Raw genomic sequence first — 15025 nt, forward strand, 5'->3', positions numbered from 1 at the left:
CTAGGCTTTTTTTTTGTCTTATTGTGGGGTGTCAACACCCTTCGATCCCCCCCCGCCGCCCCCCCCCCCCGCCCCCCCGGGGGGGGGGGGGGGGGGGGGGCGCCCCCCCCCCGCGCCTCTGTGTGTCGGGTGGTGCGGGTTCCCTCGAAGGGGTGGTGCGGAGTCGATTCACGGCCGCGCTGCGTGCCTGTTGTCCGCCGCGTGTCCGCCGCGGCTTCCGTCAGAAGCCGTAGCCCATCCGGCGTGAGAGCTCGGCCGCGGCGGCGACCGTGCGCTTGGCGAGGTCCGGCAGCCGGTCCGGGTCCAGCCGGTACACCGGCCCGGAGGTGCTGATCGCGCCGATGACCTTGCCGTCGTGGGCGCGCACCGGGGCGGCCACCGCGGCGAGACCCAGCTCCAGCTCTTCGAGCGCGTAGGCGTAGCCCTGCTCGACGACCGCCTCCAGCTCGGAGCGCAGTGCTGCGGTGCCGGTGATGGTGCGCTCGGTGAATCGCCGCAGCGGGCGGGCGAGCAGCCCCTCGCGCAACGTGGGCGGAAGGTGTGCGAGGAGGACCTTTCCGCTGGAGGTGGCGTGCAGGGGGGTGCGTCTGCCCAGCCAGTTCTGCGCGGTGACGGAGGCGGCGCCGCGGGCCTGCATGATGTTGACCGCCGCGTCGTCGTCGAGGACCGCGATGTTGACGGTCTCGCCCAGCTCGTCGGCCAGTTCACGGCAGACCGGAACGCCCTCCTGGGAGATGTCCAGACGCACCGCCGCCGCTCCCGCGAGGCGCAGTACGGCGGCTCCCAGGTAGTACTTCCCGCGGTCCTTGGCCTGCGCCACCAGACCGCGGTTCTCCAGGACGCCGAGCAGCCGGAAGGCGGTGGACTTGTGCACCTCCAGCTCGTCGGCGATCTCGGTGACACCCGCTTCGCCGAGCCGGGCGAGGATCTCCAGCACGCTCACGGCTCGATCGACCGACTGGACGGCGCTGCCCGCCCCTCTGCCCTGCTTCCCCGCCGTCGCCCCGTTGGTCTCCGTCCCCTCGTTCGGCTCAGCCTGCTTCTGAGTGCGGGTCATAGCTCAACTCTCACCACCTGGCGGCCCTGTTTGGGCCGCATCTGCGGGAAGCCCTTGACGTGACGGGACTCCCGCGCGGATTCTGTTGCGCATAGCGCTCCCTCATGCGCCATACGAAACATCATGTTACCGAAGCGTCCGGAACCGGCTAGGGCTCGAAGGCGAGCACCTCCCGCTCGGTTACCGGACTGACTGGACCTGAGCGGTCGGACATCAACCTGTCCGGACCGAGAGGGGGGCCCATGATTCCCGTCTGCCGCCTCGAAGACCTCCCCGTAGGCGAATCCGTCCGTATCGACGCCACGCCGCCCATTGCCGTGTTCAACGCCGACGGCGAGTTGTACGCCATCGACGACACCTGCACCCACCAGGACGCCTCCCTCTCCGAGGGCTGGCTGGAGGGCTGTCTGGTCGAATGCCCACTGCACGCCGCCTCATTCGATCTCCGCACGGGGCAACCGACGTGTCTGCCCGCACGCCGCCCCGTCCGCACCCACCGCGTCACCGTCGACGACGGCGTCATCCACGTCCATCTGGCCGCCGAGGAGGGCACCGCCGCATGACGTACGAGACCACTGCCGACGACGCGTGCGCTGCTCCCACAGGGCACTGCACGCCTCGGCGTACTGCCGGCGAGTCCGGCGTCGTACCCGTCGTACGGATCCGGAGGCGCGCCTGATGAGGACCGTGACCGTCGTCGGCGCCTCCCTCTCCGGGGTGTACGCGGCTCGCGAACTGCGCGCCCAGGGGTTCGACGGACGGCTGGTGATCGTCGGGGACGAGCCCCACCGACCCTACGACCGCCCGCCCCTGTCCAAGGACTTCCTCACCGGCCGCGCCGACGAGGACCAACTCGCCCTCACCGACGACGAGGAGAGCGCCGAACTCGACGCCGAGTGGCTCCTCGGCGTACGTGCCCGCGGCCTCGACCCCCGCGGCCGCACCGTCCTCCTCGACAACGGCCGCACCGTCTCCACCGACGGCGTGGTCCTCGCCACCGGCGCCTCGGCCCGCCGCCTTCCGGGCGACCACCTCGCCGGCGTCCACACCCTGCGCACCCTCGATGACGCCCGCGCCCTGCGTGCGGAACTCACCCGGGGATCGCTCCACGTCGTCATCATCGGCGGCGGTTTCATCGGCGCCGAAACCGCCTCCTCGTGCGCCGCCCTCGGCCACGACGTCACGGTCATCGAGGCCGCCCCGCTGCCCCTGGTCCCCCAACTCGGCCCCGACATGGCCGCCGTGTGCGCCGCCCTGCACCGCCGAGGCGGCGTCGACCTCGTCACCGGCACCGGTGTGGCAGGCCTGCTGGGGAGCGGCGTGGCGCGTTCGCACGAGGACGTGGCCGCCGGGCAAGTGGTCGCCGAGGACCGCGCGCCGCGGCGTACCGTCACCGGCGTGCGGCTCACCGACGGCCGGACCCTTCCCGCTGACGTCGTGATCGTGGGCATCGGCGCCACCCCCAACACCGGTTGGCTCGCGGGTTCCACGCTCGCCCTGCACGACGGCGTGCTGTGCGACGACGGCTGCGTGACCGGACTTCCTCAGGTGGTCGCCGTCGGAGATGTCGCCCGCGCCGGGGGAGCCCGCGCCGAGCACTGGACCTCGGCCACCGAACAACCCCGGGTTGCCGTACGCAACTTGCTCGCCGGACGCACCGTGGACACCGTGCGCCCCCTGCCCTACTTCTGGTCCGATCAGTACGGTGCACGCATCCAGTTCGCGGGTCGGCGCCACGAGGCCGAAACCGTCCGCATCGCCGAGGGCGCCCTTGAGGACGGCGCACCGGCCGAGGGCGGCTTCCTGGCCCTCTACGAACGAGACGGTCGTACGACAGCCGTCCTCTCCGTCGACCGCCCACGCCCGTTCATGCGGGCACGTCGTGAACTCGCCCGCAGCGCAGATCCGATGGAGCCGGCGGCACTGTGACGACCCTGACCCTTCAGCGGGCGGCGCGGGTCGGCGGTCCGCCCGGCGGGTGTGGGCGTTGGGGCGGTGCAAAGGGGCGCGATCCTCAGGTGCCTCAGGTGCCACTGGCGCTGCGCTGGTGACACCTGAGGGTGCCTAGGAGTGCGACAACTGCCCGGCCCCGCCCTGGCGACGTATCCGCTCCTGGGCGCGCTCGTCCGTCTGTGGCTGCTGTCGGGCCCTGCGCCGCTCGCGGCGCAACGCCCGTGCGGTGCTGCTCGGTACCGACACCACTCCGTTGCGCTGGTTCCACACCTGTCGTGTCACCCAGACATCGAGGGCGGCCCAGGTGGCCACCACCGTGCTGGCAACACTGCTGAGGACCATCGGGAAGGCCAGCCAGGATCCCGCGAGCGTGGACAGGAAGGCCACCATGGCCTGGATCAGGGTCACGGAGACGATGAGCAGCGCCCGCACGGCCGCCGTACGTACCGGATCAGGCAGCCGGCGCCTGCGCGCGGGCTCCTCGACCCACAACGGCCGGTAGTACACCCGCTCTTCCTCTTCGTACTCCTCCGCCGGGAAGCCCCGCTCCTGTGCGAAGCCGGACGCTTCCCTGGTGCGGCCCTGACCCTGCTGCTGTCCCCGCGCCGGGCCGTGAAGGCCCGTGGTCCCGCCCACCCCTTCTGCGCGGCTGGGCTTCTCCGCGGTCACATCGGGTCCGTCCACATGGCTGCGCCCAGCCACGGCAACGCCCTGCCCGTCCACGATGTATCCGCCCGTCGCCCCGTGTCGCTCGTCCAACCGATCGTGCCCGTTTGCCCGAGTGTCGCGATCCGGTACCTGTGTGGCTGGTTGTGCCGCCTCGGGCTCCGCAACGCTGATCACCGGCGCTCCGCTCCGCTCCGCCGTGCCCATCAACTCGTCACTCCCCACCGCCCAGCAGACCTGTCGCACCGGGGTCAGGTGACCCCGGCTCCCCTTTGGTTGCCCGGCTTGCGCTGTATTACGCCGTCTGGGCGCGGCATACGGCTCCTGCGGCCGATTCCGCCCCCATCTCCCGTACAGAAAGACGAACAACGCGCCTCGAAGATTCCCAATAAGCGAAGAATTCCGGCCAACTGACGGAGTTCACCGCTCCGATGTGACCCGGCCCCGTTGCCGGATTGCGGGAGGCAATCTCCCTCAATGAACGGACAACTCCCCATGTTTCGTTCCCCAAATGGGACGTCTGCTCCCGGACGGGTCTTCGAGTTCCTCGTGGGTCGGTAGTAGGCTCACGCCGTTTGTTGACGCACATGTGTACCCCCGGGCCGGAGGGGGTCGAGCTGGGGGAGGCCATGCGCTTTCGCGGGAAGTCGATCCGCCGGAAGATCGTGGCGCTGCTCCTGGTGCCGCTGGTGTCCCTGACGGCCATCTGGGCGTTCGCGACGGTGCTCACCGGGCGCGAGGCCAACAACCTGTTCAACGTGTCGGACGTCGTGGAGAAGATCGGCTACCCCACCGAGGACGCCGTCCGCGTCCTCCAGCAGGAGCGCCGCCAGACTCTCGTCTATCTGGCCGATCCGCGCGCCTCCGACGCCCTCGCGGCCCTCAAGCGCAGCCGTACCGCCACCGACGACGCCGTGGCGAAGGTCCGAAGGAATGCCAAGGACGACGACGTACGCGAGTACATGGGTGAGGGCCCCTCCCAGCGCCTCACCACCATCCTGGACGCGTTCGACGGAATCGACTCGCTGCGCCAGAGCGTCGAGGAGGGCACGGTCAACCGGACCCAGTCCCTCGACCTCTACAACCGTCTGGTCGACCCCTGCTACATCCTGATGACCAACATCCATCTGCTCAACAACGTGGAGATGGACAAGCAGGGCCGCGCACTGGTCAACCTCGCCCGGGCCCGTGAGTACCTCTCCCGCGAGGACGCCCTCCTCGGCTCCGCGCTGGTCGCGGGCCACATCACCAAGGACGAGATCCGCGACGCGTCCGACCTCATGGCCCAGCGCGCACTGATGTACGAGATGAGCCTGCCGCTGCTGCCCTCCTCGGATCGAGAGCGCTTCGAGCTCTACTGGAAGAACGCCGACAGCGCGCCTCTGCGGGTGGCTGAGCAGGCCGTTGTCACCTCCGATGCCGACTCGCCCAGCGCCGTCACCGCCAAGAACTGGGACACCGCGGCCGGGCATGTCCTCGATGACCTGGGCACGCTCAATGATCAGACGGCCGACCGCTACCAGGACCGTGTCCAACCGGTCGTGGTCGGCGTCATCCTCAAGGCGGTCATCGCGGGCGTCCTCGGGCTCATCGCCCTGCTGTTCTCGCTCTTCATGTCCGTACGCATCGGCCGCGGCCTCATACGCGACCTGAGCCGGCTGCGCCTGGAGGCCCACGAGGCGTCCGGCGTCCGGCTGCCCAGCGTCATGCGCCGCCTGTCCACGGGCGAAGTGGTCGACGTCGAGACCGAGGTTCCGCGCCTGGAGTACGACCGGAACGAGATCGGCGAGGTCGGCCAGGCCCTCAACACCCTTCAGCGCGCCGCCGTCGAAGCTGCCGTCAAGCAGTCCGAACTGCGCGACGGCGTCTCCGAGGTCTTCGTCAACCTCGCCCGCCGCAGCCAGGTCCTGCTCCACAAGCAGCTCACCCTGCTCGACACCATGGAGCGCAGGACCGACGACACCGACGAACTCGCCGACCTGTTCCGCCTCGACCACCTGACGACCCGGATGCGCCGCCACGCCGAGGGCCTGGTCATCCTCTCCGGGGCCGCCCCGTCCCGGCAGTGGCGCAAGCCGGTCCAGCTGATGGACATCGTCCGCGCCGCCGTCGCCGAGGTCGAGGACTACGAGCGCATCGAGGTACGCCGCCTGCCGCGTGTCGCCGCCACCGGACCGGCCGTTGCCGACCTCACGCACCTCGTCGCCGAACTCCTGGAGAACGCCACGGTGTTCTCGCCTCCGCACACCGCCGTGCACGTTCACGGGGAACGCGTCGCCAACGGCTTCACTCTGGAGATCCACGACCGCGGCCTGGGTATGGCGGCGGAGGCGCTCCTCGACGCGAATCTGCGGCTTGCCGAAACCCGGGAGTTCGAGCTGTCCGACACCGACCGGCTCGGGCTCTTCGTGGTCAGCCGGCTCGCGCAGCGGCAGAACGTCCGCGTCTCCCTCCAGCCGTCGCCGTACGGCGGTACCACCGCGGTCGTCTTCATCCCCGATGCGCTGCTCACGGACGAGGTCCCGGACACCAACGGCGTCGGCTTCCGACTCGACCGTGTGCTGCCCACACGGGAGGGCGAGGTCGAAGCGGACCGCAAGGCCGCGTTCTCCCAGACACCGGTCCAGATCCCGGGTCTGCCCGCCTCGATTCTGGACGGACCCGTCGAACTGGAAGCCCCGGTCGACCTGGACACCCTCAGCGGTTTCCCCGGCGCCCTCGGCGACGACGACAGCGAACGCGGCGGTCTGTTCAGGCCGCGCCGCTCCATCACCGGTGTCCCGGGCGAGCAGCACCAGCAGTCCCGCGACGGCCGGGGCGAGTCCGCCCGGTCCGGTGAGAACGACCAGCTTGACGGGCCCGTCCAGCTGCCCCGGCGCGGGGCGCCCAAGCTGGTCAGCTCGCACGGCCGACCGGTGACCCAGACGCGGTCCCGCCGCGACGGGGCGGACGAGGGGGCCACGGAGGACTTCGAGCCGGTAGCCGGTCCGGAGCCGACGGAGGGCCCGGAGCAGGGCGGACAGCGTGGCGTGGTGGAGACCGACGGCATGCGGCCGCTCGCGGCCAGGCGGCGCGGCGGCGGCGCCGAGACCACGGGGCGGCGTGGGGACGAGAGCTCCGAGACCCCGGAGCGGGGCGGAGCCGAGTTCTCGGATTCCATCGGTCTCAGAAGGGCTCTCGGGCGGCGTGAGCCCTCCGGCCTTCGACAGGCTTCCGAGCTTCGGGGGGCCGCCGAGCTGCGAGAGCCCCCCACCCTTCCCCAGCGCAGTCGTCGCACCGCCTCGTCGCCCGGCGGGGGCGAGACCACCCCGCGCCCCGAGGCCGCGACGGCAGCGGAGGAATCGGGCGTGGGCCCGCTGCCCCGCCGCGTCCGGCAGGCCAATCTGGCCCCGCAACTGAAGAACGACCTCGAGCGGCGCACCGAGCGGGACAGGGGCGGGGCCGGCAACGGTGCGGACCCCGCCGATCGCGACGCCGACGAGGTACGCAGCCGGATGGCCTCGCTCCAGCGCGGCTGGCAGCGTGGCCGCGAGGAGAACGCCGCGGGCGACGAGCCCCACGACGGCACAGCACCAGGAACGACAAGGGGGGACGGTCGATGACCGCACCGAAGGCGACAGGGCCCACCGCGACGAGCAGAGTGTCGGGGGAGCTGAACTGGCTCCTCGACGACCTGGTGGACCGCGTCGCCAGCATCCGCCAGGCGATCGTGCTCTCCGGCGACGGCCTGCCCATAGGGGTCTCCAAGGACCTGTCCCGAGAGGACAGTGAGCATCTGGCCGCCGTCGCCTCCGGCTTCCACAGCCTTGCCAAGGGCGTCGGCCGCCACTTCGAGGCGGGCAGCGTCCGCCAGACGGTCGTGGAACTGGACGAGGCCTTCCTGTTCGTCACGGCGGCGGGCGACGGCAGCTGCCTGGCCGTCCTGTCGGACGCCGACTCGGACGTCGGGCAGGTCGCCTACGAAATGACGCTCCTGGTCAAGCGAGTCGGCGTACATCTGGCCGCCGCTCCACGCACCGATCCGCTCTCGGGCGGGTAGTGGGATGACATGAGCGTGAGCGTGAGCGGAGACAGCCAGGGCAGAGCCCACTGGTTCGACGACGAGGCCGGACCGGTGGTCCGTCCGTACGCCATGACACGCGGCCGCACCACCAGTACGGCCCAACACCGCCTCGACCTGATCGCGGTGGTCGTGGCGGAGTCGTACGCCGACGACCCCGAGGCGGACCAGACGCTGTCCCCGGAGCACGTGGACATCGTCGAACTCTGCCGCGACTCCCCTCAGTCGGTCGCCGAACTCGCTGCCGAACTCGACCTTCCGGTCGGGGTGGTCCGGGTCCTCATCGGGGACCTCGTGGACGAGGAACTGGTCCACGTGAGCCGTCCGGTACCACCTGCCGAGCTGCCGGACGAGAGTATTCTGCGCGACGTGATCAACGGCCTCCGGGCGCTCTGAGCAGGGCGGAAGCGGGGAACAGACGTGACAGGCTGGCAGTTCTGGGTCGACCGAGGCGGTACCTTCACCGACGTCGTCGCGCGGCGTCCGGACGGCAGCCTGCTCACGCACAAACTGCTGTCCGACAACCCGGCAAGGTACGCCGACGCCGCGGTCGCAGGAGTGCGGGAGCTCCTCGAAGAGGGCGCGGAGATCGACGCCGTCCGTATGGGCACCACCGTCGCCACCAATGCCCTGCTCGAACGCAGAGGCGAGCGAACCCTTCTCGTCATCACCCGCGGCTTCCGCGACGCCCTGCGCATCGCCTACCAGAACCGCCCACGCATCTTCGCCCGCGCGATCGAAATGCCCGAACAACTGTACGATCGCGTCATCGAGGTCGACGAGCGGATCGCCGCCGACGGCACGGTCCTGCGCGCCCCCGACCTGGAGGCCCTGGCCGGCCCCCTCCAGGAGGCGTACGACTCCGGAATCCGCGCCGTCGCGGTGGTCTGCATGCACAGCCACCTCCACCCGGCCCACGAAGAGGCAGTCGGCGAACTGGCGGCCCGCACCGGCTTCCCGCAGATCTCGCTCTCCAGCGAGGTCAGCCCCCTGATGAAGCTCGTCCCGCGGGGAGACACCGCCGTGGTCGACGCCTACCTGTCGCCCGTACTGCGCCGCTACGTCGAGCACGTCGCCGATGAACTCCAGGGCGTGCGCCTGATGTTCATGCAGTCCAACGGCGGTCTCGCCGAAGCCGGCCAGTTCCGCGGCAAGGACGCCATCCTGTCCGGTCCGGCGGGCGGCATCGTCGGCATGGCCATGATGTCGCAGCGCGCCGGCTTCGACCGCGTCATCGGCTTCGACATGGGCGGCACCTCCACGGACGTCTCGCACTTCGCCGGCGAGTACGAGCGGGTCTTCACCACCCGGATCGCCGGGGTCCGGCTGCGCTCTCCCATGCTGGACATCCACACCGTCGCCGCGGGCGGTGGCTCGCTGCTCCACTTCGACGGCTCCCGCTACCGCGTGGGCCCCGACTCGGCGGGCGCCGAACCCGGACCCGCCTGCTACCGCGGCGGCGGCCCGCTCACCGTCACCGACGCCAATGTCGCCCTGGGCCGAATCCAACCCGCCCACTTCCCGCGGGTGTTCGGCCCGAATGGCGACCAGCCGCTCGACGACGCACTGGTCCGCGACCGCTTCGCCGCCCTCGCCCGCGAGATCCGGGAGCGCACCGGCGACGACCGGACCCCTGAGCAGGTCGCCGAGGGCTACCTCCAGATCGCCGTGGCCAACATCGCCAACGCCGTCAAGCGGATCTCGGTCCAGAAGGGCCACGACGTCACCCGGTACGCGCTGACCACCTTCGGTGGCGCGGGCGGCCAGCACGCGTGCATGGTCGCGGACTCGCTCGGCATCCGCACCGTCCTCGTGCCACCCATGGCCGGCGTGCTGTCCGCCCTCGGTATCGGACTCGCCGATACGACGGCCATGCGCGAACAGTCCGTCGAGGTGCCCCTGGACGCCTCCGTGATGCCCGGCGTCCTGAAGACCGCGGACGACCTGGAAAGCGCCGCCCGCGCCGAACTTCTCGCCGAGGACGTGCCCGAGGACCGCATCCGGGTCACCCGCCGCGCCCAACTCCGCTACGACGGCACGGACACGGCACTCACCGTCGAGCTCACCGAGCCCGACACCATGACCCACGCCTTCGAAGAACGCCATCGCGCCACCTACTCCTTCACCCTCGACCGTCCGGTCGTCGTCGAAGCCCTCTCCGTGGAAGCCATCGGTCTCACCGAACCCCCCGATCTCTCCGCCCTCGCCGCCTTCGGACACCGCTCCGCCGCACCAAAGACGGAGACGGCCGCTCTCCACACGGGCGGCGCTCGGCGCGACGTACCCCTGCTCCGCCGCGAGGAACTGCCTCCCGGTCACCCGGTCACCGGACCCGCGATCATCACCGAGGCCGGCTCGACGACCGTCGTCGACGACGGCTGGCGGGCCGCGACGACCGACGACGGGCATCTGGTCATGGAACGCGCGGCGATTACGCAGAGTTCCGATCTCGGCACGGAAGCGGACCCCGTCCTCCTTGAGGTCTTCAACAACCTCTTCATGTCCATCGCCGAGCAGATGGGTGCCCGCCTGGAGTCCACCGCCCAGTCGGTCAACATCAAGGAGCGCCTGGACTTCTCCTGCGCCCTCTTCGACCCCGACGGCAGCCTTGTCGCCAACGCCCCCCACATTCCCGTGCACTTGGGCTCGATGGGCACCAGCGTCCAGGAGGTCATCCGGCGCCGCGGAGACGGGATGAGCCCCGGGGACACCTACGCGGTCAACGATCCGTACCACGGCGGCACCCACCTCCCCGATGTCACCGTGATCACCCCGGTCTTCGACACGGAGAGTGAGCGGATCCTCTTCTACGTCGCCTCACGCGGCCACCACGCCGAGATCGGCGGCATCGCCCCTGGCTCCATGCCCGCCAACAGCCGCACCATCGACGAGGAGGGCATCCTCTTCGACAACTGGCTGCTCGCCCAGAACGGCCGATTCCGCGAGGCCGAGACCCTCACCCTGCTCACCCGGGCGCCTTACCCGTCGCGCAACCCGGAGACCAACCTCGCCGACCTGCGCGCCCAGATCGCCGCCAACCAGAAGGGCGTCGACGAGGTCGCCCGCATGATCGACAACTTCGGCCTCGATGTCGTACAGGCGTATATGAAGCACGTCCAGGACAACGCCGAAGAAGCGGTACGCCGTGTCATCGGCACCCTGGAAGACGGTGAGTTCAGCTACGAGACCGACTCCGGGGCCGTCATCCGGGTCCGCGTCTCCGTAGACCGTGAAAAACGCTCCGCCACCGTCGACTTCACTGGTACGTCCCCGCAGCTCACCACGAACTTCAACGCACCCTTCGCGGTGGTCAACGCCGCCGTCCTGTACGTCTTCCGCACCCTGGTCGACGACGACATCCCACTCAACGACGGCTGCCTACGCCCCCTGGACATCGTGGTGCCGCCGGGCTCGATGCTCGCGCCCGAGCCCCCGGCCGCCGTCGTCGCGGGCAACGTCGAGACGTCCCAGGCGATCACCGGAGCCCTGTACGGGGCACTGGGAGTACAGGCCGAGGGATCGGGCACCATGAACAACGTCACCTTCGGCAACGAGCGGTACCAGTACTACGAGACCGTGGCCTCCGGGTCCGGCGCGGGCGACGGCTTTCCCGGCGCGTCCGTCGTCCAGACCCACATGACCAACTCGCGGCTCACCGACCCCGAGGTCCTTGAATGGCGACTGCCGGTACAGCTCGACGAGTTCGCCGTCCGCCGCGGAAGCGGCGGAGCGGGGCGCTGGAGTGGCGGGGACGGCGCCGTGCGCCGTATCCGGTTCCACGAGCCCATGACCGTGTCCACGCTCTCCCAGCACCGCAGGGTGCCGCCCTACGGCATGGCGGGCGGCAAGCCCGGGGCGCTCGGCGCCAATCGGGTGGAGCGCGCGGATGGCACGGTCACCGAACTCGGCGGAAGTGACACGGCCGACGTCGGCCCCGATGACGTACTCGTCATCGAAACCCCCGGCGGCGGAGGCTACGGCCCACCGTCGCACGACCCCCATCAAGCAGGAGAAGAGATCGATGATCTTCGGGCGTTCTGAGCGCGGCAAGCCTCCGGTCGAGCCCGTCACGCTCAAGATCCTCGTGGCCGGCGGATTCGGCGTGGGCAAGACGACCCTCGTCGGCGCGGTCAGCGAGATCAAACCGCTGCGCACCGAGGAGGTGCTCACGGAGGCGGGCCGCCCCGTGGACGACACCAGCGGCGTCGAGGGCAAGCACACCACCACCGTCGCCATGGACTTCGGCCGCATCACCCTCCGCGAGGACCTGGTGCTCTACCTCTTCGGAACCCCCGGGCAGGACCGCTTCTGGTTCCTGTGGGACGAGCTCGCCACCGGCTCACTGGGTGCCGTCGTGCTCGCCGACACCCGCCGCCTGGAGGACTGCTTCGCCGCCGTCGACTACTTCGAGCGGCGGTCCATACCCTTCGTGGTCGGCGTCAACTGCTTCGAGGACGCCGATCGCTACCCTGCCGAAACCGTACGGCAGGCCCTGGATCTCGATCCCGACGTGCCCGTCGTCCTCTGCGACGCGCGGGACCGCGACTCGGCGAAGGCGGTCCTCATCGGCGTCGTCGAGCACGCGCTGGCGGCCGTATCCGAGCAGCGCCAACCTGTCACGACGACCTGACGTACGGCACTCCGCCTTCCGGCGGGTGTCCGTGAGTACGGCCCGTACCCTCGCCGACCGGGGTACGGGCCGTGGTCGTGCACGCGCGCGTGGTTCGCGCGAAAGGCACGCGCGCGTAGACCCCTGTTTCAGCTGAGGCCCTCCTCGTGCCAGCCGAAGCTCTTCTCCACCGCTTTGCGCCAGTTGTGGTACTCGCGGTCACGCACCGAGGGCTCCATGGCCGGGGTCCACTCGACGTCCTTCTGCCAGTGCGACTTCAGCTCGTCGAGGTCGTTCCACACACCGGTGGCGAGACCGGCCGCGTACGCGGCGCCCAGACAGGTCGTCTCGGAGACCTTCGGGCGGATCACCGGCACCCCGAGGACATCCGCCTGGTGCTGCATCAGCAGATTGTTCTTGGTCATGCCGCCGTCCACCTTCAGGGTGGTGATCTGCACCCCGGAGTCCTGGTACATGGCGTCGACCACCTCACGCGTCTGCCAGCTGGTCGCCTCCAGCACCGCGCGTGCCAGGTGCGCCTTCGTGACGTACCGCGTCAGCCCGGTGACGACTCCGCGCGCGTCGGAGCGCCAGTAGGGCGCGAACAGGCCGGAGAACGCGGGCACGATGTACGCGCCGCCGTTGTCGTCGACGCTCGCCGCCAGTGTCTCGATCTCGTCGGCGTGACGGATGATGCCGAGCTGGTCGCGGAACCACTGCACCAGGGCGCCGGTGATCGCGATCGACCCTTCGAGGCAGTAGACCGGCGCCTCGGTGCCGATCTTGTACCCCATGGTGGTCAACAGCCCGTTCTTCGAAGGAACGGGCCGGTTCCCGGTGTTGAGCAACAGGAAGCTGCCTGTGCCGTATGTGTTCTTCGCCGTGCCCACGTCGTAGCAGGCCTGCCCGAACACCGCCGCCTGCTGGTCGCCGAGCGCCGACGCGACGGGGACGCCCGCGAGTTGGCCCACAGCGGGGCCGTACACCTCGGCGGAGGACCGGATCTCGGGGAGGACCGCTTCGGGGACGTTCATCGCGGAGAGGATGGACCGGTCCCACTGGAGCGTCTCCAGGTTCATGAGCATGGTGCGCCCGGCGTTGGTCACGTCGGTGACGTGCCGCCCGCCGTCCGTGCCGCCCGTCAGGTTCCAGATCAGCCAGGAGTCGATGGTGCCGAAGGCGATCTCACCGCGCTCGGCACGTGCGCGCAGGCCAGGAACGTTGTCGAGGAGCCAGGCCGCCTTGGGCCCGGAGAAGTAGCTGGCCAGCGGCAGTCCGGTCTGCTCGCGGAAGCGGTCCTGCCCGTCCGAGCCGCCCAGTTCCTTGCAGAGGGCGGACGTACGGGTGTCCTGCCAGACGATCGCGTTGTGCACGGGCTTGCCGGTGGCGCGGTCCCAAAGGACCGTCGTCTCACGCTGATTGGTGATCCCGAGCGCGCTCAGCTGCTCCGCGCGCAGCCCGGCCTTGGCGATCGCGCCGGCGACCACCGCCTGCACCTTCGACCAGATCTCGGTGGCGTCGTGTTCCACCCAGCCCGGCTTGGGAAAGATCTGGCGGTGTTCGCGCTGGTCGACGGCGACGATCGCGCCGCCGTGGTCGAAGATGATGCAGCGGCTCGATGTGGTGCCCTGGTCGATTGCGGCGACGTACTTCTCGGCATGGTCCGTCATGACGTCCCCTTCGTCAGAAGGCTGCGTTAGAAGGCTGCGTTGTAGATCAGGGCGCCGACGACGGCGCCCGCGATCGGGCCGACCACCGGGATCCAGGAGTAACTCCACTCCGAGGTGCCCTTGTTGGGTATCGGCAACAGCGCGTGCGTGAGTCGCGGCCCCAGGTCACGGGCCGGGTTGATGGCGTATCCCGTGGGGCCGCCGAGCGACAGGCCGATCCCGACGACGAGGAGGGCGATGAGCAGGACGGGAAGGCCCGCGTCCCCGATGCCCGCCACGTGCTTGTCGCCGCCGACCATGGCGAGAATGGGCAGCATCAGGGCGACGGTGGCGATGAACTCGGTGATCAGGTTCTGTACGGGATTGTTGATCTCGGGCCGGGTCGAGAAGATCCCCAGCGTCTCGATGGCCGTGTTCTCTTCGGTGTCCTCGGCGTTGAGGTTGAACTGGCCGAGGTAGAGCAGCCAGCACAGCACGGCCCCCACGATGGCTCCGGCGAACTGCCCGAGGATGTAGAAGGGCACGTCCTCCCACTTCGTGGAGCCCTCGACCGCGAATCCGATCGTCACCGCCGGGTTGATCTGCCCGCCCGACAGCGGTGCCGCGGTGTATGCGCCGGCGAGGACGCCGAAGCCCCACCCGAAGGCGATGACCACCCAGCCCGCTCCCCGGGCCTTGGACTTGTTGAGCGTGACCGCGGCGCACACTCCCGCGCCGAAAAGGATCAGAATGGCGGTGCCGATCAACTCGCCGACAAAGATGTCTGCGTTGCTCATGGCGGCTCCTAGGCCTGGCCCGGAGCGATCGGCTCCGGGCCACCGTGCAGGATGCGTTTCCCACGTTTCCCATGGCTACTTCAGCCGAAGGCAGGAAGGTCCCGCTCCCTGCCCGGCGTCCGTGACGAGCGTGCCGTCGCAGCGGAATCGCCCATGGGGAATGGCCCTTGGTGCAGGTCGGAAACCCGAGCGGCGCGGTGCGTGAAGACGCCCGAATGCGGCGATACCGACTGA

11 protein-coding genes are annotated in these 15025 nt (G+C 70.0%); 7 read left to right on the forward strand and 4 right to left on the reverse strand.

Features of this window, described 5'->3' with window-relative positions; translation table 11 throughout:
- Positions 1-220: 220 nt before the first annotated feature.
- Complete coding sequence (locus tag ACIPC1_RS39110) at positions 221-1057, reverse strand: IclR family transcriptional regulator (RefSeq protein WP_402526259.1); 837 nt, start codon at positions 1055-1057, stop codon at positions 221-223.
- Positions 1058-1299: 242 nt separating this feature from the next.
- On the opposite strand from ACIPC1_RS39110, the gene ACIPC1_RS39115 reads away from it, so the two are divergent.
- Entirely contained in the window at positions 1300-1620 is a 321-nt protein-coding gene (locus ACIPC1_RS39115; RefSeq protein ID WP_384392420.1) for a bifunctional 3-phenylpropionate/cinnamic acid dioxygenase ferredoxin subunit, read from the forward strand.
- Between the two features lie 115 nt (positions 1621-1735).
- A complete protein-coding gene (locus tag ACIPC1_RS39120; protein WP_402526262.1) occupies positions 1736-2986 on the forward strand; it encodes an NAD(P)/FAD-dependent oxidoreductase in 1251 nt (416 codons plus the stop codon).
- 135 nt (positions 2987-3121) lie between these two features.
- On the opposite strand, the gene ACIPC1_RS39125 is transcribed toward ACIPC1_RS39120, so the two are convergent.
- Positions 3122-3769, reverse strand: a complete 648-nt coding sequence (locus ACIPC1_RS39125; protein WP_402526265.1) for a hypothetical protein — start codon at positions 3767-3769, stop codon at positions 3122-3124.
- A 536-nt stretch (positions 3770-4305) separates the two neighbouring features.
- Between ACIPC1_RS39125 and ACIPC1_RS39130 the strand changes: the two genes are divergently transcribed.
- The 5 genes from ACIPC1_RS39130 to ACIPC1_RS39150 are packed head-to-tail and all read left to right on the forward strand — an operon-like array spanning position 4306 to position 12366.
- Positions 4306-7278 carry a nitrate- and nitrite sensing domain-containing protein gene (locus tag ACIPC1_RS39130; protein WP_402526268.1) on the forward strand — a complete coding sequence of 991 codons (2973 nt, stop codon included), beginning with the start codon at positions 4306-4308 and terminating at the stop codon, positions 7276-7278.
- Entirely contained in the window at positions 7275-7715 is a 441-nt protein-coding gene (locus ACIPC1_RS39135; RefSeq protein WP_402526270.1) for a roadblock/LC7 domain-containing protein, read from the forward strand. The genes ACIPC1_RS39130 and ACIPC1_RS39135 overlap by 4 nt, the downstream gene beginning before the upstream one ends.
- A 21-nt stretch (positions 7716-7736) precedes the next feature.
- Complete coding sequence (locus ACIPC1_RS39140; RefSeq protein ID WP_402526273.1) at positions 7737-8132, forward strand: DUF742 domain-containing protein; 396 nt, start codon at positions 7737-7739, stop codon at positions 8130-8132.
- Between the two features lie 24 nt (positions 8133-8156).
- Positions 8157-11777, forward strand: a complete 3621-nt coding sequence (locus tag ACIPC1_RS39145) for a hydantoinase B/oxoprolinase family protein (protein WP_402526276.1) — start codon at positions 8157-8159, stop codon at positions 11775-11777.
- Positions 11758-12366, forward strand: coding sequence for a GTP-binding protein (locus ACIPC1_RS39150; protein ID WP_402526278.1), 609 nt, complete (start codon positions 11758-11760; stop codon positions 12364-12366). Before ACIPC1_RS39145 ends, ACIPC1_RS39150 begins: the two co-directional genes overlap by 20 nt.
- A gap of 128 nt (positions 12367-12494) precedes the next feature.
- Here the strand turns inward: ACIPC1_RS39150 and glpK are convergent, their stop codons facing one another.
- Together glpK and ACIPC1_RS39160 are read right to left on the reverse strand one after the other, a co-directional pair.
- Positions 12495-14015: a glycerol kinase GlpK gene (gene glpK / locus ACIPC1_RS39155; protein WP_402526281.1), complete on the reverse strand. Its 1521-nt coding sequence runs from the start codon at positions 14013-14015 to the stop codon at positions 12495-12497.
- A gap of 26 nt (positions 14016-14041) precedes the next feature.
- The gene (locus ACIPC1_RS39160; protein WP_402526283.1) at positions 14042-14791 is read right to left on the reverse strand and encodes an MIP/aquaporin family protein; all 750 of its coding nucleotides are present in this window, start codon (positions 14789-14791) and stop codon (positions 14042-14044) included.
- Between the last annotated feature and the right edge of the window lie 234 nt (positions 14792-15025).

This window comes from Streptomyces sp. NPDC087263, assembly GCF_044744645.1.
In the GTDB taxonomy this organism is placed as follows: Bacteria; Actinomycetota; Actinomycetes; order Streptomycetales; family Streptomycetaceae; genus Streptomyces.